Origin of the sequence: Solwaraspora sp. WMMD937 (genome assembly GCF_029581175.1) — a bacterium.
Lineage (GTDB): Bacteria > Actinomycetota > Actinomycetes > Mycobacteriales > Micromonosporaceae > Micromonospora_E.
The window spans coordinates 1,300,796-1,320,800 of the sequence record NZ_CP120738.1; the positions used below are offsets into that span (position 1 = coordinate 1,300,796).

20 protein-coding genes are annotated in these 20,005 nt (G+C 69.9%); 12 read left to right on the forward strand and 8 right to left on the reverse strand.

All coding sequences use genetic code 11. The features are described from left to right. Positions 1–36: 36 nt before the first annotated feature. Together O7621_RS05710 and O7621_RS05715 are read left to right on the forward strand one after the other, a co-directional pair. Positions 37–1,545 carry a CCA tRNA nucleotidyltransferase gene (locus tag O7621_RS05710; protein WP_282233061.1) on the forward strand — a complete coding sequence of 503 codons (1,509 nt, stop codon included), beginning with the start codon at positions 37–39 and terminating at the stop codon, positions 1,543–1,545. 128 nt (positions 1,546–1,673) lie between these two features. Continuing rightward, positions 1,674–2,540 (forward strand): hypothetical protein, encoded by an 867-nt coding sequence (locus O7621_RS05715; protein WP_282233062.1) that lies wholly within the window; start codon positions 1,674–1,676, stop codon positions 2,538–2,540. 61 nt (positions 2,541–2,601) lie between these two features. Here the strand turns inward: O7621_RS05715 and O7621_RS05720 are convergent, their stop codons facing one another. From O7621_RS05720 to O7621_RS05735, 4 genes are read right to left on the reverse strand one after another with little or no spacing between them, the layout of a single operon-like run. Then, on the reverse strand, positions 2,602–4,143 hold the full coding sequence (locus O7621_RS05720; protein ID WP_282233063.1) for a flotillin family protein: 1,542 nt from the start codon (positions 4,141–4,143) through the stop codon (positions 2,602–2,604). 35 nt (positions 4,144–4,178) lie between these two features. Next, positions 4,179–4,790, reverse strand: coding sequence for an NfeD family protein (locus O7621_RS05725; protein WP_282233064.1), 612 nt, complete (start codon positions 4,788–4,790; stop codon positions 4,179–4,181). Then, the gene (locus tag O7621_RS05730) at positions 4,790–5,983 is read right to left on the reverse strand and encodes a hypothetical protein (protein WP_282233065.1); all 1,194 of its coding nucleotides are present in this window, start codon (positions 5,981–5,983) and stop codon (positions 4,790–4,792) included. Before O7621_RS05730 ends, O7621_RS05725 begins: the two co-directional genes overlap by 1 nt. Next, positions 5,980–6,498 (reverse strand): SigE family RNA polymerase sigma factor, encoded by a 519-nt coding sequence (locus O7621_RS05735; RefSeq protein WP_282233066.1) that lies wholly within the window; start codon positions 6,496–6,498, stop codon positions 5,980–5,982. Before O7621_RS05735 ends, O7621_RS05730 begins: the two co-directional genes overlap by 4 nt. A 63-nt stretch (positions 6,499–6,561) precedes the next feature. On the opposite strand from O7621_RS05735, the gene O7621_RS05740 reads away from it, so the two are divergent. Next, complete coding sequence (locus O7621_RS05740) at positions 6,562–7,176, forward strand: GNAT family N-acetyltransferase (RefSeq protein WP_282233067.1); 615 nt, start codon at positions 6,562–6,564, stop codon at positions 7,174–7,176. Then, positions 7,142–7,624, forward strand: coding sequence for a methylated-DNA--[protein]-cysteine S-methyltransferase (locus tag O7621_RS05745; RefSeq protein ID WP_282233068.1), 483 nt, complete (start codon positions 7,142–7,144; stop codon positions 7,622–7,624). Before O7621_RS05740 ends, O7621_RS05745 begins: the two co-directional genes overlap by 35 nt. A gap of 76 nt (positions 7,625–7,700) precedes the next feature. Here the strand turns inward: O7621_RS05745 and O7621_RS05750 are convergent, their stop codons facing one another. Both O7621_RS05750 and O7621_RS05755 read right to left on the reverse strand, forming a co-directional pair. Beyond that, positions 7,701–8,780, reverse strand: coding sequence for an inositol-3-phosphate synthase (locus tag O7621_RS05750; RefSeq protein ID WP_281555769.1), 1,080 nt, complete (start codon positions 8,778–8,780; stop codon positions 7,701–7,703). Between the two features lie 23 nt (positions 8,781–8,803). Next, on the reverse strand, positions 8,804–9,472 hold the full coding sequence (locus O7621_RS05755; RefSeq protein ID WP_278172913.1) for a PadR family transcriptional regulator: 669 nt from the start codon (positions 9,470–9,472) through the stop codon (positions 8,804–8,806). A 173-nt stretch (positions 9,473–9,645) separates the two neighbouring features. Between O7621_RS05755 and O7621_RS05760 the strand changes: the two genes are divergently transcribed. From O7621_RS05760 to O7621_RS05770, 3 genes are all read left to right on the forward strand, one after another. Continuing rightward, complete coding sequence (locus O7621_RS05760; RefSeq protein WP_282233069.1) at positions 9,646–10,107, forward strand: DUF5318 domain-containing protein; 462 nt, start codon at positions 9,646–9,648, stop codon at positions 10,105–10,107. Between the two features lie 458 nt (positions 10,108–10,565). Next, the gene (locus O7621_RS05765) at positions 10,566–13,151 is read left to right on the forward strand and encodes a transglycosylase domain-containing protein (RefSeq protein WP_348775288.1); all 2,586 of its coding nucleotides are present in this window, start codon (positions 10,566–10,568) and stop codon (positions 13,149–13,151) included. Between the two features lie 144 nt (positions 13,152–13,295). Beyond that, positions 13,296–14,924, forward strand: a complete 1,629-nt coding sequence (locus O7621_RS05770) for a glycosyltransferase 87 family protein (RefSeq protein WP_282233071.1) — start codon at positions 13,296–13,298, stop codon at positions 14,922–14,924. Here O7621_RS05770 and O7621_RS05775 read toward each other — a convergent pair. Together O7621_RS05775 and O7621_RS05780 are read right to left on the reverse strand one after the other, a co-directional pair. After that, on the reverse strand, positions 14,859–16,844 hold the full coding sequence (locus O7621_RS05775; RefSeq protein WP_282233072.1) for a hypothetical protein: 1,986 nt from the start codon (positions 16,842–16,844) through the stop codon (positions 14,859–14,861). The two genes, O7621_RS05770 and O7621_RS05775, sit on opposite strands and share 66 nt — an antisense overlap. Continuing rightward, positions 16,841–17,632, reverse strand: coding sequence for a deoxyribonuclease IV (locus tag O7621_RS05780; protein ID WP_282233073.1), 792 nt, complete (start codon positions 17,630–17,632; stop codon positions 16,841–16,843). Before O7621_RS05780 ends, O7621_RS05775 begins: the two co-directional genes overlap by 4 nt. Positions 17,633–17,784: 152 nt before the next feature. Here O7621_RS05780 and O7621_RS05785 point away from each other — a divergent pair, with 152 nt between their 5' ends. From O7621_RS05785 to rplI, 5 genes are all read left to right on the forward strand, one after another. Continuing rightward, entirely contained in the window at positions 17,785–18,054 is a 270-nt protein-coding gene (locus O7621_RS05785) for a hypothetical protein (protein WP_282233074.1), read from the forward strand. A gap of 242 nt (positions 18,055–18,296) precedes the next feature. After that, positions 18,297–18,587 carry a 30S ribosomal protein S6 gene (gene rpsF, locus O7621_RS05790; protein WP_282233075.1) on the forward strand — a complete coding sequence of 97 codons (291 nt, stop codon included), beginning with the start codon at positions 18,297–18,299 and terminating at the stop codon, positions 18,585–18,587. Positions 18,588–18,669: 82 nt separating this feature from the next. Then, a complete protein-coding gene (locus O7621_RS05795) occupies positions 18,670–19,197 on the forward strand; it encodes a single-stranded DNA-binding protein (protein ID WP_282233076.1) in 528 nt (175 codons plus the stop codon). Between the two features lie 43 nt (positions 19,198–19,240). Further along, positions 19,241–19,480 (forward strand): 30S ribosomal protein S18, encoded by a 240-nt coding sequence (gene rpsR / locus O7621_RS05800; protein ID WP_091551811.1) that lies wholly within the window; start codon positions 19,241–19,243, stop codon positions 19,478–19,480. Between the two features lie 14 nt (positions 19,481–19,494). Then, a complete protein-coding gene (rplI, locus tag O7621_RS05805; RefSeq protein ID WP_278172926.1) occupies positions 19,495–19,944 on the forward strand; it encodes a 50S ribosomal protein L9 in 450 nt (149 codons plus the stop codon). Positions 19,945–20,005: the final 61 nt, after the last annotated feature.

Genomic DNA, 20,005 nt, shown 5'->3' on the forward strand with positions numbered 1-20,005 from the left:
GGCGGCGACGGCCACAGCGACTACTCTGGCGATCCCATGTCCGAAACCTCCGCGCCTCGCGCCACCGATGCTCGTGCCGCCGTCGGGTCCGACCGCACTGCGGCGACCCCGGGTGACCTGACCGCCGTGCAACGCAACGCCGTCGCCGAACTGCTCCGGGTCTCCCCGGTCGCCGACGAACTCGGCAACCGGTTCGCCGCCGCCGGCCACGAGCTGCACCTGGTCGGCGGCTCGGTCCGCGACGCGCTGCTCGGCCGACTCGGCAGCGACCTGGACTTCTGCACCGACGCGCACCCGGACCAGACGTTGGGGGTGCTCAAAGGCTGGGCGGAGGCGATCTGGGAGACCGGCCGCGAATTCGGCACCATCGGCGCGCGGCGGGGTGGGATGACCCTGGAGATCACCACCTACCGGGCGGAAGCCTACGACGGGGTGACCCGTAACCCGGTGGTCGCCTACGGCACCAGTCTCGCCGACGACCTGCGGCGGCGCGACTTCACCATCAACGCGATGGCGGTCAGCCTGCCCGAGCACCGGTTCACCGATCCGTACGGCGGGGTCAGCGATCTGGCCGCGAAGATCATCCGAACCCCGGGGACGCCGCAGGACTCGTTCGGCGACGACCCGCTGCGGATGCTGCGGGCCGCCCGGTTCGCCGCGCAGCTGAGGTTCGCCGTGCATCCGGACGTCCGCGCGGCGATGGCCGCCATGGCGGCCGACCTGGACCGGATCACCGCCGAGCGGATCCGGGACGAGTTCAGCAAGCTGCTGTGCGGTGCCGACCCGGTCGCCGGGTTACGGCTGCTGGTCGACTCCGGGCTGGCCGACCGGTTCCTGCCCGAGCTGTCCGGGCTGCGGCTGGAGATCGACGAGCACGCCCAGCACAAGGACGTGTACGAACACACGCTGACCGTGGTGAGCAACGCCGTCCGGCTGGAAAGCGACGGCTGCGACTTCGTCCTGCGGATGGCGGCGCTGATGCACGACGTCGGTAAGCCGGCGACCAAGGCGGTCGGGTCGGACGGCCGGGTCAGCTTCCACCACCACGAGGTGGTCGGTGCCCGGATGACCCGGCACCGGATGAAGGCGCTGCGCTACCCCAAGGAGGTCACCACCCAGGTGGCCAAGCTGGTCGGCCTGCACCTGCGGTTCTACGGGTACGGCCGGGGGGAGTGGACCGACTCGGCGGTCCGCCGCTACGTCACCGACGCCGAAGATCTGCTGCCCCGACTGCACAAACTGACCCGGTCCGACTGCACCACCCGCAACCGGCGCAAGGCCGCCGCGCTGGCCGCCGACTACGACGCGCTGGAGGAGCGGATCGCCCGGATCCAGGCGGAGGAGGATCTGGCCCGGGTCCGGCCGGACCTGGACGGCAACGCGATCATGGAGCTGCTCGGCGTACCGCCGGGGCCGGTCGTCGGCCGGGCCTGGCGGCATCTCAAGGAGGTCCGGCTGGAGCGCGGCCCGCTGGACCGCGACGAGGCCGAGGCGGAGTTGCTCCGGTGGGCACGGGACGAAGGGATCCTGTCCGACGCCGGTTAGCCACCTGTCGCGCCCGAACCGGTGGTTACCGGGCGTTGTGCCGCTCGACTACCGTCGCAGGACGGACGGTGCAGCGATCTTGCTGGCGGTCGCGCGCCACCGACAGCTGATCAACCGGGAGGGCCCAGATGCAGCCGTGTGCGGTCTGCGGCGGTGTGTCCGTCAACCAGGCCGGCTACTGCCTCCAGTGCGGCACGTTCCGCGGTGTTCCGTCCAGCCAGGCCGGCTACCCCGGACACCCGCCGCAGCAGCCACCGGCACCGGTCTACCCCGGCAGCGGGGGACCCAGCTACCCCGGCAGTGCGCCGCCCGGCTACCCGGGCAGCGGCGCGCCGAGCTATCCGGGCTACCCGATGGCGCCGCAGCCGCCCGACCGGGGTCGGTCCTACCTGGTCCCGCTGGTGGCCCTCGGCGCGACGTTCGTCGTGCTGGTGGCGGCGATCGGCGTGGTGATCGCGGTCCGCGGCACTGGCGACGGCAACCGGGTCACGGCCGATCCGAGTGTCTCCCCGACCCCCAGCGCGTCCGCGACTTCCAGTGCCTTGCCGACTCCGAGGGAAGCCTCGCCGCCGCTGGTCGACCCCTGCGTGGTCGGCACCTGGCAGGTGGACTCATACGAGGAGGACATCGCGCTGGAAGAGCCGTTCGGCAAGACCAGGTTCAGCGGCGTCGGCCCCGGTGCCCGTGTCGAGTTGCGCGAGGACGGATCGGGCACCACCGACTACGGCGACAGCACCACCTTCGAAGGATTCGTAGCTGGGACCGTCGTCACCCTCACCATCAGCGGGCAGGTCACCTACCGCTTCCGTGCCCTCGACGGCACGGTCTCCTTCAGCGACGTCGACGCGGACGGCACGGTCACGTTGAGCGCCCCGGGTGTCGGCTCGGAGAGCCAGACCCTGGTCGTCGAGTTCGACCCGGCCAGCTACCAGTGCGACGGCGACACCATGACGCAGCGCACGACGCTCTACACCGCAGAGATGTCCAAGCGCTGACCGTCGGCACCCACACCACGGGCCCGGGACGACTCCCGGGCCCGTCGGTGGCGAAGACCGGTCAGCCCTGGTCCGCGCCGGTGTCGCTCGCGGAACCGGTCAGTGGCCTGCGCTCAGGGCGCGCGCCGTTGGCCGGCTCGGCACCGCCGCCCAGTCTGGCCAGCATGCCCGCGAGGTCGATCCCGGTCAGGTCGTTGCCGAGCTGCAGACCCTGCGCCACGTTGCTGGCCACCGACTTGGCCAGCGACGAGGCCCCGTCGGTGGAGATCACCGTCATCTTGTCGATCGAGCCCATCGGGGCACTCGCCGCCTCGACCACCTGCGGCAGCACCTTGACCAGCAGGTCCAGCACGGCGGCCTCGCCGTACGCGGCGAACGCCTCGGCCTTGCGGGCCATCGCCTGAGCTTCCGCCTCACCGCGGGCCAGGATCGCGGACGCCTCCGCGGTGCCTTCCCGTTCGACGGCGTCGGCGATCGCGCTGCGCCGCCGCTGCTCGGCCTCGCCCTCCTTGGCGCCTTCGATGGCGTTCGCCTCAGCCAGCGCGGCCCGCCGGGCCCGCTCGCCCTCACCGGTGAGCCGGGCCTGCTCGGCGGAGGCCTGCGCGCCGGCGATCGTCGCCTGCCGTTCGGCGTCGGCAGCCAGTACGGCGGCGCTGCGAGCCGCCTCGGCCTCCTGCTCGACCCGGTAGCGGGCGGCGTCGGCCGGCTTGCGGACCTCGGTGTCGAGCTGGCGTTCCTTCAGCTCGGCGTTGCGTTCGGCGACCTTCTGCTGCTCGGAGAGGATGGCCTGGTCCCGCTCGGCCTGGGCGAGTGGTCCGGCCGCCGCCGACCTGGCTTTCGCCGCGTCGATCTCGGCCTGGATGGACGCCTGCTTCAGCGACAGGTTCCGGTTGGCCTCGGCGATCGCCTCCTCGGCGAGTAGCCGCTCCTGCTCAGCGGCCTGCCGGGCCCGTGCCTCGGCGATCGCGGCGTCCTTGAGCACTCGGGCGGCCTCCGGCCGACCGAGGTCCTGCAGGTAGGAGCCTTCGGCGATGATGTCCTGCAGTTGGAAGGTGTCGAGCACCAGACCCTGGTTGGTCATCGAATGCTCGGCCTCCTCGGCGACCGCGCTGGCGAAGGCCGCCCGGTCCCGGATGATCTCCTCGATGGTCAGCCGGCCGACGATCGACCGCAACGCGCCGGCGAGCACCTCGCGGGTGAAGTCCTCGATCTCGTCCTGCTGGTGCAGGAAGCGCTGCGCCGCCGCGCGGATCGCGCCCTCCGTACCGCCGATCTTGACGATCGCAACGCCCTGCAGGTTGGCCCGGATGCCCTGTTTGCTGACCGCGCCAGCGATCTCGACATGGATCCGGCGGCTGGACAGGTCGAGCACCTGCAGTTTCTGCACCACCGGCAGGACGAACACCGAAGCGCCCATCACCACCTTCTGCCCGGACATGTCAGTGGACCGGGTGCCGTCGAGGGCCTGAGTGGTGCGCCCCTTGCGGCCGGTGACGATGAACGCCTCGTTGGAGCCGGCGACCTTGATCCGGGAGAGCACGAAGAGGATGAGTACGAGCACCAGTGCCGCAGCACCGATGATCGCGATGAGCAGTGGGGTCATGCGGGTTCCTTAGAAAGATGAGGTGGGGTTCGACGTCACTGGATCGTGGGGGTCTGCTCGACGACGACACTGGTGTCGCTGACTGCTTCCACCACGAAGACCTGGGCACCGAGCGGGATCGGCAGGTCGGCGCGGGCACTCAGCTTCACCGGCTGCCCGCCGAGCCGGACCCGGATCTCGCCGTACCCGCCGGGGTGGATCGGGGTGATCACCACGCCGAGCGTGCCGACCAGGTGGTCGCGGGTCGGGGTGCCGTCCGTCGGCATGTTCCGGGCGGCCCGGGACAGCCGCATCGTCAGCCAGCCGGCCGGCAGCGCGGCGGCGACGCCGATCGCAGCGGCCGCGACCGTCAGACCGGCACCGGCACCCAGCGGTCCGCCCGCGCCGGCGTCGCCGGCACCCAGCAACTCGTTGGCGATCGCCGCGGCGAACCCGAACGCTCCGGCGAATCCGGCGACCACCTCGACCGACACCGGCCCGTCGGCACTGACGTCACCGAGATGCAGGAACTCGCCGCCGAGCAGCCCGACGGCGAGCACCACCACGCCCAGACCACCGATGATGAGGAAGACCAACGTCCCCGTGTCCACATTCCGCAACGGTAGCCCGGTTAGGCAACCTGCCTGTCCAGCCAGGGTGCAGGGCATCAGCCAGGGGCGAGGAACAGCTCTCGACCGGCCAGCCGCTCCGGGAGGCGGTAGCGGGTGTGCGGGGTGCCGTCCGGTCCGATGGCCACGACCATGGCGGCGGCCGAGTCCACGTACAACAGTCGGTCGTCGCTGGTCCAGTAGACCCGGCTGGTCGGCAGCTCGGAGCGCACCTCCCCAGTGGCCACGTCGACCAGTTGGGCACTCTGTTGACCCTGGACGACGACCTGACTGCCGTCTGGCGACCACGACCACGGCCAGGCGACGTCCCCTCGAACCGGCACGAACCGAGTTGCGGATCCGTCGCGCGCCGAGAAAAACTGGATCCCACGCCGGGGGTGGCGGACCGATTCCGAGCGCGGGCCGACCGGATCCGTCTGGCTCAGCGCCACCTCCCGACCGTCCGGCGACCAGGTGAACTCGCAGTAGTCGGTGCAGTAGAACGCTCGGTCGGTGTCGACCGGCCAGCTCACGACGGTACCGCTGTCGGCGTCGACGATGGTCAACCTGGTTTCGGCGCTCTCCTTGTCCAGGACGGTCAATAGCAACCGCCGGCCGTCCGGCGACCACTGCGGCGTCAGGATGCGCTGCCCGGTACGGACCCACCGCACCTGTGCGTCGGGGGTCGCCTCGAGCAACCCGATCTCGAACGGCCGGTTGTCGTCGCTGATCGCCAGCATCGCACCGGTCGGCGCGGGATAGGCCGGCGCGGGCAGCGGGATCTCCCGATACCGGCCGGCCGGCCGGTTCAGCACGATCGACGGGTCCGGGCCGGTCGCCGGAGCAGACCATGATTGCGAAATCGCGCCGATCACCACCCAGCCGTCGGCCAGTTCGACCGGGGCGTCGGCCCAGTTGGCGGCGCTCAGCTCGACGACCGGCACCTCGGCCGGGCCCGGTGAGGCGGGGGTCGGCGTCGCGTGCAGCGGGCCCGCCGGCGGGACCAGCGCGTCGCCGGAGCGGCCGAGCAACTGGTACGGCACCGCCACTGCGGCCACCGCCGCCACCGCGGCCAGTGCGACCGCCGCCCGCCGTCGACGGCGCAGCCAACGCCCACGGCGGATCGCCGCTGCCGCGATCCTGCCGGTCGGCTCCCCGGTCGGTCCGACCGGCGCCCAGCCTCCGACGTCGACCTCGTCGGCGAGGTCGCGCACTACCGTGCGGAGCAGCCGTTCGGCTTCCGTCTGCCTCATCGCAGCGCCTCCGACTGGTCTGTCAACTCCGCGAAATCGGGCACCAGCTTGCGCAACCGCTCCAGCGCCCGACTCGCCTGACTCGCGACGGTCCCGGTCCGGCAGCCCAAGATCTGCGCCGTCTGCTCCACGCTCAGATCCTCCAGATAGCGCAGCACCAGCACCGCGCGCTGTCGAGGCGGAAGCTGACGCAGCGCGTCGCGCAGCATCATCCGCAGCGCGGTGTGCTCGTCCGGCCCGGTCACCGGCCGGTCCGGCACGCTGGCGTACATGACTTCCGGGCGTCGACCGCTCCACCGCCACCGGGACACCTGCTCGTGGTAGAGCACCCGATGTACGTACGGCTCGGCGGCGCCGCGGATCAAGCCCCACCGGGCGTACGCCTTGGCCAGCGCCGACTGGACCAGGTCCTCGGCGGCGTGCCGGTCCCCGGTCAGCGCGTACGCGATCCGGAGCAGTGACGCACCGCGTGCGGCGACGAACGCGGTGAAGTCCTGATCCTCAGTCCGGCCCACGAAGCACCTCCACTGAGTGCAGACGTCCCGGGGTGCGGATAGTTTGCATGCGACCATGCATCGGTGGAGATCCGGATCAGGACCGTACTCGGGAGTTTCGAGATCGACCTGCTCCGCCGGCTCGACACCGGCTTCACCGCTACCGCCGTACTGCAGGTCGTGGGCGGTGCCGACGGGTTCAGGCTGCGGGAGGTTCCGGTGTCGCCGCCGGTGCGCAAACGGTACGACCTGACCGAAGGAGTCACCGAGGGCGGTCGGCTGTGGGACCTGTACGCGCTCGCGATCGACGGCGACCAGCCGGCCGGCTTCATGGCGACCACCTACCAGCGGTGGAACGGGCGGCAGGTGGTCAACGAGCTGCACGTGGCCCCGACGTACCGTCGGCGCGGGGTGGCCCGGGAGCTGATCGGCATCGCACAGGTCACCGCCCGGGAGAACGCCGCCCGGGAGATCTGGTTGGAGACCCAGAACGTCAACGTCGCGGCGGTACGCGCGTACCGCCGGCTCGGCTTCGCCCTGACCGGCATCGACACCACCCGCTACCCGCCGCCGTACGCCGACGAGGTGGCCCTGTTCATGTCGGCTGCGGTGCCGCCCGCACCCGGTGACCCGGCCAGTCAGCCGACCGGCGGACAATCGGCGGATGCGATGGGCGGTGCTGGACTCACCGATCGGTGAGCTGTCGGTGGCGGCTGACGACGTCGGCGTGTGCCGGGTGCTGTTCGGGCGTACCGACGAGGTGGTCGACACCGCGCCGACGGACCCGGTGCTGTGCGCGGCGCTCGACCAACTGCGCGGCTACTTCGCCGGTGCGTCCACCGATTTCACGGTGCCGCTGTCGGTGCGGCGGGGCACGGAGTTCGAGCGGGCCGTGTGGCGGCGGATGACCGACATCCCGTACGGACAGACCGAAACCTACGGTGCGGTCGCTGCGGCGGTGGGCGACCCGCAGGCGGCGCGGGCGGTCGGGGTGGCCTGCAACCGCAACCCGATCCCGGTGATCGTGCCCTGCCACCGGATCGTCGGGGCCGGCGGCAAGCTGGTCGGCTTCGGTGGCGGGCTGCCCCGCAAACGGCACCTGCTGGAGCTGGAGGCGGCGGTGGCGCTGCGCCAGGCATGGACCTGAACGGCTCCGGGCGGTCCCGCTGCAGCGGGACCGCCCGGCGATGCGAGGTGCCGATCGGCCGGCGAACGGCCGGGGATCAGCGCTCGATCTTGTTGACGATGAAGTCCTCGACCGCCTGGCGGGCGTCGTGGTCGGCGTACTGCTCCGGCGGCGACTTCATGAAGTAGGACGAGGCCGACAGGACCGGGCCGCCGACGCCCCGGTCGAGGGCGATCTTCGCGGCGCGCAGCGCGTCGATGATCACGCCGGCGGAGTTGGGTGAGTCCCAGACCTCAAGCTTGAGTTCGGCGTTCAGCGGGGTGTCACCGAACGAGCGGCCCTCCAGCCGGATGTACGCCCACTTGCGGTCGTCGAGCCACGGCACGTGGTCGGACGGGCCGATGTGCACGTCGCTCTTGGCCATCTCGTGCGGCACCTGGGAGGTCACCGACTGGGTCTTCGAGATCTTCTTGGAGACCAGTCGGGTGCGCTCCAGCATGTTCATGAAGTCCATGTTGCCGCCGAAGTTCAGCTGGTACGTGCGCAGCAGCTCGACGCCCCGGTCCTCGAACAGCTTGGCCAGGGCCCGGTGCACGATGGTTGCGCCGACCTGGCTCTTGATGTCGTCGCCGACGATCGGCAGCCCGGCGTCGGTGAACTTCTGCGCCCAGACCGGGTCCGAGGCGATGAACACCGGCAGGGCGTTGACGAAGGCGCAACCGGCGTCGATGGCGGCCTGCGCGTAGTGTCGGGCGGCCTGCTCGGAGCCGACCGGCAGGTAGCAGACGACCACCTCAGCGCGCGCGTCGCGCAGCGCCTGGGCGATGTCGACCGGCTGCTGGTCGGATTCCTGGATGACCTCCTGGTAGTACTCGCCTACCCCGTCGAGGGTGGGGCCACGCTGCACCAGCACCCCGGTGGGCGGTACGTCGCAGAAGGTGATGGTGTTGTTCTCGCTGGCGTTGATCGCCTCGGCGAGGTCCATGCCGACCTTCTTGGCGTCCACGTCGAACGCCGCGACGAACTCCACGTCCGAGACGTGGTAGTCGCCGAAGGTGACGTGCATGAGACCCGGAACGCGGTCGTTGGGGTCGGCGTTGCGGTAGTACTCCACGCCCTGGACCAGGGACGAGGCGCAGTTTCCGACACCGACGATGGCGACGCGGACGGAGCCCATCGCGTTTGCCTCCTTCTTGTTTTTCACGGCCGCTCCGGCTCGTCTCCGGGCTGTCCCGGCGGAGCCTCCCTGGTCTGTCCAGGCGGGGGCGGATCGTTCTCTGCGGGTTCGAACTTCATGGGATCGGGGTGGCCGGTGCGTGGGGCCCGGCCGGACCGCTCGCTGGCGATCAGCTCCTCCAGCCACCGGACCTCGCGTTCGCAGGCGTCGAGTCCGTGCCGCTGGAGTTCGAGGGTGTACGCGTCGAGCCGTTCCGCGGCTCGACCGAGCACCTCGCGGAGCCCTTCCCGGCGCTCCTCGATCTTGCGCCGCCGCCCCTCCAGGATTCGCAGCCGGGTGGCCCGGTCGGTCCGGGAGAAGAAGGCGAAGTGCACGCCGAACCCGGTGTCCTCGTAGGTCTCCGGACCGGTCTGGGCGATCAGGTCGGCGAACCGTTCCTTGCCTTCGGCGGTGATGGTGTAGACGACCCGGCCGCGGCGGCTGGTCAGTGCCGGGATCTCCGCGTCGGCGGTCGTGGGGTCGTCGGCTTCGGCGATCAGGCCGTTGGCCTGCAGCCTGCGCAGGGTGGGGTAGAGCGAGCCGTAGCTGATCGCGGCGCGGATCGCCCCGAGTTTGGCGGCGAGCTCCTTGCGGAGCTCGTAACCGTGCATAGGGGACTCCTGAAGCAGGCCGAGGATGGCGAGTTCGAGCACGCTGCCCCTCCTACCTCGTGATCTGCCCGGCATCGTCGACTCGATGTATCGCGCCGATACATCGACACGGTAGACGGAAACCGGACACCGGGCAAATGGTTCCTTGCGTACGGTCGGCTACTGATCGTGACCGTAGTCGCCAAGGTCAGCCGAGACCGCGTACGCTCGTGGCCATGCGTTCGCAGCGTCAGGTCGTCGACTACTCGCTTCAGCGGCGAGCCGTGCTGCGCGAGGTGTTCTCCGGCCGGGTGAGCAGCCACGAGGTCTGCGATGCCTCGCCCTACCTGAAGAGTGCTGCCCGGTTCCACGGCGAGCCGACCGACGAGAGCTGCCCGATCTGTCGCCGCGAGAACCTGACCCATGTGCACTACATCTATGGCGATGAGCTGAAGCAGTCCGCCGGACAGGCCCGAAACCGGGCCGAGTTGTCGTTGCTGGCGATGACGCTGCGTGAGTTCCAGGTGTACGTCGTCGAGGTGTGTCGCGTCTGCAACTGGAACCACCTGGTGGAGCAGTATCTTCTCGGCCGGGATGGCCTAGGCGTCGGCGGTGACGGCGAGGCGGACGACGCCGTCGCCGTGTCCGGCGGCGGCCGTCCATCGATGACCAAACGAAGGCGAGAGGCCCAACGGTGAACCTGATTGCCCGGTCGCTGCGTAGGCACCAGAGAGTAGGCAGGGCAACGTTTCTGGTTAACCGGACAAGTCACGATATTTCTGATGAAGTGGCTTTCGGCTGCTGGTGTCGCTCCGGCACCGGTAGTGGGCCAACTCACGGCAGACCGGTGGTGGCGCTGGAGCGCACCACCGCAACCGGCAGGGTGTGACACATGAACTCGTACGGCGACCCCAACTCCGCCCACGGGCGTGCCTACAGTCCAGGCAGCGGTGGCGGATACGGATCCGAGCCGGATGACTACCAATGGGCCGGGGCGGACGACGCCGGGCCGGCCCGCGGCCACTCCGCGCGGGGCGACTCCGAAGCGGGTTGGCACGGCGGAGAAACCTTCCGCGGACCAGCCAGCCCCGGCACCGGTCGGGCCTCGGTCGGTGGCCGGGCCCCGGTCAGCGGCGCCTCCGCCGGACGAGCGTCGGTGGGTAGCGCATCGGTCGGCGGCGGCCCAGCCGGTCGGGCCTCGGTCGGTGGCCGGGCTCCGGTCAGCGGTGGTGCCCCGGTCGGTGGTGCCGCCGGCCGGGCCGGAGTCGGCCGGGCGACCGTCGGGCGGGCCAGCGTACGACCGGTCTCGCCGGCCGGTGGGTTCGGCGGCGGTCCCGGCGGACCGGGCGGTCCCGGCGGACCCGACGGCCCGTCCGGGCCGGGACGCCGTGGCCGGGGCGGTCGCGGCGGCGACCCTGCCGCGGCGAAACGGGCCAAGCAACGTCGGCGGATCAACCTGCTGATCGCGTCGTTCGCTGTCCTGATCATGCTCACCGGTGGTGCGGTCGTCGGCGGCACCTACTACTCGACGACGGTGACCCTGCCCGAGGAGCTGCCGCTGCCGCTGGCCAGCACGATGTACGCCAGCGACGGCACCACCCGGATCGCCAAGCTGGGCGAGTTCAACCGGGTGTTCGTCACGGTCGACCAGATCCCTGAGCACGTGCAGCGGGCGGTGGCCTCCGCCGAGGACCGTAAGTTCTACGAGCACTCCGGCGTCGACTACGTCGGTATCGCCCGGGCGGCCTGGAACAACTTCACCGGCGGCACCCGGCAGGGTGCCTCGACGATCACCCAGCAGTACGCGCGAAACGCGATGGACCTGCAGGAGGTCTCCTACGCCCGCAAGGTCCGCGAGGCGGTGCTGGCCTCGAAGCTCACCGACCGGTACGACAAGTCCGAGATCATGGGCTTCTACCTCAACACCATCTACTTCGGCCGCGGCGCCTACGGCATCGAGGCCGCCGCGCAGCAGTACTTCGGCAAGTCGGTCGCCGACCTGTCGGTCGCCGAGGGCGCGGTGATCGCGGCAGTGATCAAGCAGCCGGAGCCGGACGCGACCACCGGGCACCAGGGCTACGACCCGGCAGTCAACGAGGCCGAGGCCAAGGTCCGCTGGGAGTACGTGATCGGTGGCATGGTCGAGATGGGTTGGCTGCCCGAGGCCGAGCGACCGACCGAGTACCCGGAGATCCGGGAGGTCGACCCGAACAGCTGCATCATCGACTGCGGGATCAACACCCCCGAGGGCAACGTCATCAACTACGTTCGCGACGAGATGGTGCAGATGGGCATCTGCACGCCGGACACCTGCTCGCAGGAGCTGCGGCAGGGCGGCTACCGGGTCGTCACGACGATCGACGCGAAGATGCAGGACGCCGCGGAGAAGGCGATTTGGCGTAAGGTCAAGGGGTCGGCCATGGAGGGCCAGCCGGAGAATCTGATGGCGGCGATGGTCGCGATCGATCCGGAGACCGGCCGGGTGCTCGCCTACTTCGGCGGCGACAACGGCACCGGGCACGACTACGCCGGCCGCAACTACGAGAACGGCCAGTGGACCGGCGGCCACTCGCCCGGCTCGACGTTCAAGATCTACACGTTGGCCGCCGCCCTGGACAACGACATCTCGGTCGACTCGCACTGGACGGCCAAGCCGTTCAAGGTCGAGGGCACCGAGATTCAGGTGCAGAACGCCGGCCGGAACGCAAGCTGTGGCGAGTGGTGCTCGCTGGACTTCTCCACCGTCCAGTCCTACAACGTGCCCTTCTACCACGTCACCGAGCAGATCGGCGCCGACAAGGTGGTCGGCATGGCCAAGGCGGCCGGCGTCGCCACCATGTGGAACACCGCCGACAACAAGCCGTACGACCTGACCACGGCCGACCCGAAGGAGGTTGCTCCGTCGCCGTTCTTCAACGTGGTCGGGTACGGGCAGTACCCGGTGACGGTGCTCGACCACGCCAACGGGGTGGCGACGCTGGCCAACCGTGGGGTCTACAACAAGGCCCACTTCGTGATATCGGTCGAGAAGAAGAACCTGGTCAGCGGTGAATGGGTGACGGCCGGAGGCGAGCAGCTCAAGCCGGAGCAGCGGATCCGGCAGGAGGTCGTGGCGGACCTGACCGACGTGCTGACCCAGATCCCGAGCAACATCAACAGGGACCTCAACGGCGGGCGTCCGGTCGCTGGCAAGACCGGCACCTGGGAGCTCAACGAGTCCAGCGGCGAGAACGGCGATGCTTGGATGGTCGGCTACACCCCGCAGATCGCGACGGCGGTGTGGGTCGGCAACGTCGGAGACCGCAAGGCGATCCGCGACAAGAACAACAACAAGATCGGTGGTAGCGGACTGCCCGCCATCATCTGGCAGCGCTTCATGAACGAGGCACACAAGGGGATGGACGTCGAACAGTTCCCGGCTGCCCGGGAGATCGGCAGCGTCGACGCCGGCAATGGCAAGTCTCCCGCCCCGCCGCCGCCGGACCCGCAACGGCCGGGCCGCGGCGGAATCTGCGATGGTCCGCTGGGCGACCTGTTCTGCCCGGGCGGCGGGAACAACGACGGGAACAACGACGGCGACCAGGGCGACGACGGCGCCGGTAACCCCACCAGAACTCCTGGTAACGGGGTTGACCCGAACGACGGTGACGACCAGGGTGGCGACGGCGGCATCGGGTTCGACTTCGGCGGTGGTGCTGGCGGCACCACGGTGCCGCCGACGCTGCCGCCGCCGACACGCTGATCGACGGACGTAGATCACCAACCATCGCGCCGGCCGGTGACCAGGTCAACTGACCTGGTCACCGGCCGGCGCGGTACATCGGTGAACTCGACATGCCGGTCCTGGGCAGACGAAAGCAGGTCGAGTACGGCAGGATGCCTGTTCATGAGCGTGCAGCGGCCGAACGGTATCGATGGAGTTGAGCGGGCCGAGCAACCTGGACCGGCCACCGCAGCGGAGGGCGAAACGGTCGAGCGGCCACCCGTCGACCACCCGTCGCGCGCTGACCGGTTCGTCCGTGGCCTGTCCGAAGCGATCGGCGGCCCGCTCGGCCGGCACGCCGCCGGCCAGGACCAGCCCGGCGGCCGGCCCGGCCGGTTCTGGACCGCCGCCCGGATCGTCCTCGCGCTGATCTGCCTCAGCCTTGCGGCGCACTGGGTGCAGAAGTCGCCCTGCATGGACGGCGCCTGGCAGGACAACATCCAGTACACCCGGTTCTGCTACACCGACGTACTCGCCCTTTACTACGCCGAAGGGCTCAACGAAGGCAAGGTCCCCTACCTCGACCATCCCGTCGAGTACCCGGTGGTGACCGGCTACTTCATGGGGGCGATCGGGCTGCCGGTGCACGCGCTCGGCACAGACCGACCCGAGCTCAACCAGGCGATGTGGTTCTACAACGCCAACGCCCTGGTGCTCTGCGCGCTGGGGGTGGCCGCCGTGGCGGCGATCCTCGCCCTGCGCCGCCGCCGGCCGTGGGACGCCGCGATGTTCGCCCTCGCCCCTGCGCTGGTGCTGACCGCCACCGTCAACTGGGACATGCTGCCGATCGGGTTCGCGATGTTCGGCCTGTTCGCCTGGGTTCGGCAGCGTCCGCTGCTCGCCGGCGTCCTGCTCGGCATCGGCGGTGCCGCCAAGATGTGGCCGCTGTTCCTGCTCGGACCGATCCTCGTCCTCGGCCTGCGGTCGGGCCGGATCCGGGCCATCGTCACCGCGATCGTCGCGGCGGTCGGCACCGTGGTCGCGGTCAACCTGCCGGTCTACCTCTTCGCCCACGACGGGTGGCGGCGGTTCTTCGAACTCAACTCCGAACGGCCGATCGACTGGGGAACGCTGTGGTACATCGGGCGCTACCTGGACGGCAAGTGGGCCGGCGGTGCGTCCGGTAGTCAGGGTCCGTTCCAGTGGCTCGGCGACAACATTCCGACGCTGAACACCCTGTCGTACGTACTGTTCGGGCTGGCCTGCCTCGGTGTCGGCGCGTTGGCCGTGCTCGCGCCGCGTCGACCCCGGCTGGCCGCGTTGGCCTTCCTGGTGGTCGCCGCGTTCCTCATCTTCAGCAAGGTCTGGTCACAGCAGTTCACCCTGTGGCTGTTGCCGTTGATCGTGCTGGCCCGGCCGCGCTGGGGTGCCTTCCTCGCTTGGCAGGCCGCCGAGGTCGGGTACTTCCTTGCTTTCTACGGGCAGCTGCTCGGCACCGCGACCGGCAGTCAGGTCATTCCCGACGGGGTCTTCGTGCTGGCCGCCACGCTGCGGCTCGGCACGGTGGTGGCGCTGTGCGTGTTCGTGATCCGCGACATTCTCCACCCGGAGCGGGACGTGGTGCGCCGCAACTACTCCGACGACCCGGACGGCGGCGTCTTCGACGGCGCGCCGGACGCCGGCTGGGTGACCAAGGTCCGCCGCTGGTTCAACGACGAACGCGAACCCAGGCCGGCCGCCGGAGGATCACAGTCGGTAGACGACGGTGTCGCCGATGTCGACCCGGTCGATGCCGAGCCCGTCAACCGGTAGGTCGATGGTGGTCTGCCACGGCGTACCGGGCACCTCGTCACGCCGGAGCACCACGGTACGCACGCCCAACTCCCGCAGGTACCCGATGCTGGACTGATCGGGGAACGTCCGGGTGATCTCCCGTACCTCGGCCAACTGGTCCGGAGTGAAGCCGCTGCCGCCGTTCACCACCGGCTGGAACCGGGTCGTCGACCAGAGCATCACGTGCTGGTCGAGATTCTGGCTGCTGGGCAGCACCAGGATCGGACCGTCGTCGACCCGCATGATCTGCGGCTGCTCGGGCACCTCCGGGTGCGGGGTGACGTTCAGCCCCTCCACCAGGACCAGCAGCAGGGGCAGCAGGGTAGCCAGCCGCAGCAGCGCGCCGGGCCGTTCGGTGACCCGTTGCCGGGCGATGTCGTCGACTCGGCCGACGAACGCCGCCACCGCGCCGGCGGCAAGGATCGCCAGCAGCAGCGTGGTCCACAACATCATCCGGCCCGGTGTGCGGATTCCGTCCCAGCCGGGTACGTATTCGAAGAGCAGACCGTAGCTGTAGGTGCCGCCGAAGAAGCTGCTGCCCATCGCTAGGATCCCGGTGAGCAGCACCCCGGCGAGCAGCAACAGCCGTTGCCGCCAGGTCCAGATGGACAACACCAGCCCGGCGAGCGCCAGCGCGTACAGCACGAAGCCGGGCAACAGGGTCATCTCCGGGTGCCAGGGCAGTGCCGCGCGGGCATCGGCGTGCCGGTCGCCCCAGATCAGCGACTCCGCCGGCGCGGTGAAGAACCCGGACACCGGCGGCGAGTACGCGGCCAGGTCGGCCATGGTCCGAGCGGCGTTCGGGTGCAGTTCGGCGACCCGGAAGTACGGGATCGCCAGCAGCACCCCGACGGCGGTGAACAGCGCGCCGCCGGCCAGGTCGGTGAGCAGCAGTACGGCTCCGAACGGCTTTCGCTGCGGCCAGAACCAGGTGCGCCGGACCAGGTACATGGCCAGCGAGACCAGGCAGATGACCGCCAGGATGTAGATGAACGGCAGTCCGATACCGAATCCGAGGCTGATCTGCCAGGCTGCGGTGAGCCAGCCGGCCAGCGCCCAGCTGACGCTGCGCCGCTGCGGTCGGTAGCCGTACCGCAGCGACCAGCCGTGTCCCCGGGCCAGCATGGCCAGCGCCAATGGGATGCCGCCGTTGGAGACGATGTGCAGGTGCCCGGCCTGGGACAGCAGCCACGGCGCGTACGCGTAGCCGGCCGCACCGACGGCTGCCGCGGTCCGCCCGGTGCCGAGCTGGCGGATCAGTGCGTACGCGCCGAGCGCCGCCAGGGCGTGGGCCAGCACGAAGATGATGTTGTAGCGCAGGACCGCCGCCACCGGCCCGTCTCCGATCATGCCGGCGGGCGCGTAGCCGAGCAGGGTGTCGGAGAAGGCGAAACTCCACGACTGCGGGTAGAAGGTGTTCGACTGCCACAGCTGGGTCGGGTCGGTCAGCAGAATATGCCCGGACCAGGCCATCTGCCAGGCCTGCAAGGTCGGATCCCAGGTGTCCTGCGGGATCGTGTAGAGCGGGTAGCGCAGCGTGGGCCAGGTCATCGCCACCGCGACGACGAGCGCCGCGACCGTGGCCAGGCTCCATTCGTGGATCAGTACCCGGACGACGGCCCGCCGGGCCCGCACCAGCCGACCCGGCCGGCGCTCCGGCGCCGGACCGAACGCGGTGAACGGGTCGTCGGTCGGCTCGGCCCTGGTCTCCGGCGGGTCGTCGGTCGGCTCGGCCTTGCTCTGCGGCGGGTCGTCGGTCGTGACCAGCTCGGCCTCCGGCCGGCCCACCGTCGTCTCGTCGAGCTGCTGTTCGGTGCCGTTGGTCGATGCCGGGTCGGGGCGGACCGGGTCGGCCGTGCCAGCCCGGTCGCCGTCGGCGGCTGCTCGTTTGCCGGTCATCGGGCCGTATCCTGCTGCCCCAGCCGATCTCGCAGGAAGGCGATGTCCGCCGCCTGGCCGTCGGTGCCACCGGGAGTCTCGACGATGACCGGTGCGTCGGCGGATCGGATCACCGCGACGATGAGTTCCGGGTCGATCATGCCGGCCTGGAGGTTCTCGTGGCGGTCCCGGCTGCTGTCGAAGGCGTCCTTGGACCCGTTGGCGTGGATCAGGTCGATCCGGCCGGTGATCGCCTTGACCCGGTCGACGATGCCGAGCAGCTCCTCACCTGCGGCGTGGGCGTGGCAGGTGTCCAGACAGAAACCCGGCCCGAACTCGCCGATCGTGTCCCACAGTCGGGCCAGCGCGTCGAACCGTCGGGCGCAGGCGTTCTCGCCGCCTGCGGTGTTCTCGATCAGCACCGGCACCGGGAATCCGCCCTGGTCCTGTGCGTAGGCGAAGGCCTTGCGCCAGTTGTCGAAACCCACCGCTGCGTCGTCGCCCCGGCTGACGTGGCCGCCGTGCACGATCAGACCCTTCGCCCCCACCTGGCGGGCGCCGGTGGCATGGCTCAGCAGGAGCTTGCGACTCGGAATCCGGATCCGGTTGTTCGAGGTGGCGACGTTGATCACGTACGGAGCATGCACGTACCGGTCCACGTCCGAGCTGGTCAGCTGATCCGCGTCGGTGCGTGGCTGCGGGGCCTTCCAGCCCTGCGGGTCGGAGAGGAAGAACTGGACCGCGTCTGCCCGTCGGTCGGCGGCTGCGGTGAGCGGGTCGCTGGGGTCGACGTGTGCTCCGATACGCATGGGCCGAGCCTACGTGGCAAGCCTGACGATCCGGACACCGGCGGTTCGTGCGACCACCGGTTCGTGCCGGTGGACGTGGGCCGGCCGCCCGGCGAGCCGGCCGCGTCACCGTCGCCGGTCGCGGTCGTTGCTCCGGGTAGAGAACCGGCTCGGTGTCTCCGCCGATCGGCGGAGACACCGAGGTCTTCGTCCTCGTCTTCGTGCCGGGACCGGCGCCACCGTTCGTGCTGGGAGAGGACGTGCCGATCGAACTGTCGCTCACGGAGGGCGTGGCGGCCCCCTGGCTCGCCGGTCTGACCGGACAAGATCATCCAATCGGACTATTAGCGCTCCTTGCGTTAATTGCTGTGATTGGCGTGTCTGTAGCAGCAATAAGGGTTATAGTTGTGCAACACGGGCAGAAGTTCAAACACCTGCCCTGACCAGCGCACAACGGCACAGGCTCCGCGGGGCGCCTCACGTCCAACCTCGTCGGTGTGGTCGTTCCTCCCCAGGTCCCACCCAAAGAATGCGGACAGGGGGCGCCCCGCGGCTCGTGCCCGCAGCCGGCTATCCTTGTTCGGTTGCGCCGACGTCAGTTGCCTGACTGGTCGTCGGCGTCACGACGCTGGACCTCCTGCCACGGAAGGACCGTGGCCGTCAGCCCACAGGAGGTGAGTACGTCTTGCGTCATTACGAGATCATGGTCATCCTCGACCCCAGCCTCGAGGAGCGCACGGTCGCGCCCTCGCTCGACACGTACCTCAACGTGATCCGCACCGCCGAAGGCTCGGTCGAGAAGCTCGACGTCTGGGGCCGCCGCCGCCTCTCCTTCGAAATCAACAAGAAGGCGGAAGGCATCTACGCGGTCATCGACCTGCAGGCCACCCCGGATGCTGTCGCTGAGCTGGACCGCCAGCTGCGACTCAACGAGTCGGTGCTGCGTACCAAGGTCATTCGGCCGGAGACGCGCTGACCGCGTCCCACCGGTCCGCCCGACAGCCCTCGTCGGTCCTGTCACACGGCTCTGGCAGCCTGATGACGAGGACGTCGACTGAGTGCGCGAGGAGATGGTCATGGCAGGAGATACCACCATCACGGTCATCGGCAACCTGACCGATGACCCTGAGTTGCGCTTTACCCCGTCGGGAGCAGCGGTCGCCAAGTTCCGGGTGGCCTCGACCCCCCGGTACATGGACCGAGCTTCCGGCGAGTGGAAGGACGGCGAGCCGCTCTTCCTGTCCTGCACGGTGTGGCGCCAGGCGGCGGAGCACGTCGCCGAGTCGCTCCAGCGGGGTGCCCGGGTGATCGTCTCGGGTCGGCTGCGGCAGCGGTCGTACGAAACCCGTGAGGGCGAGAAGCGGACCGTCATCGAGTTGGAGGTCGACGAGATCGGCCCGTCGCTGCGGTACGCCACGGCGAAGGTGCAGAAGATGTCCCGATCCGGCGGCGGCTTCGGCGGCTCCGGCGGCGGTGGCAACCAGGGCGGCTTCGACGACCCATGGGCCACGGCCGCGCCGGCCGCGCCGGCCGCCTCGTCCGCCCGTTCGGGCGGCGGGAACTTCGACGAGGAACCTCCATTCTGATATGGCTTCCAACGCCCGCGATCGCAAACCAGGAGCACGAGCAATGGCCAAGGCTGCGGCACTTCGCAAGCCGAAGAAGAAGGTGAACCCGCTCGACAAGGACGGGATCACCTACATCGACTACAAGGACACCGCGCTGCTGCGCAAGTTCATCTCCGACCGGGGCAAGATCCGTGCCCGGCGGGTGACTGGGGTGACCTCCCAGCAGCAGCGACAGATCGCCCGCGCGGTCAAGAACGCCCGCGAGATGGCGCTCCTGCCGTACACCACGACGGCCCGCTGAGCGGAGGCACCGATATGAAGATCATCCTCACGCAGGAGGTGTCTGGGCTCGGTTCCCCCGGGGACATCGTCGAGGTGAAGGACGGCTACGGCCGTAACTACCTGCTGCCCCAAGGGTTCGCGATCTCCTGGACCAAGGGTGCCGAGAAGCAGGTCACCTCGATCAAGCGGGCCCGTTCCGCCCGGGAGATCCGCGACCTCGGGCACGCCAACGAGGTCAAGGGTCAGCTGGAGAGCCTGAAGGTCACCCTGACCGCTCGGGCCGGCGAAGGCGGTCGACTGTTCGGCTCGGTCACCCCGGCCGAGGTCGTCGACGCCGTCCGTACCGCTGGCGGTCCGGCCCTGGACCGGCGGCGGCTGGAACTGCCCGGCCACATCAAGTCGGTCGGCACCTACCCGGTGAAGGTCAAGCTGCACCCGGACGTCACCGCCAAGTTCGACCTCAGTGTGCTGCAGGCCAGGTAGCTTCCGGCAGCCACAGCGAGCGAGACATCCGGCTCAGGGGCCACACCAGACGGTGTGGCCC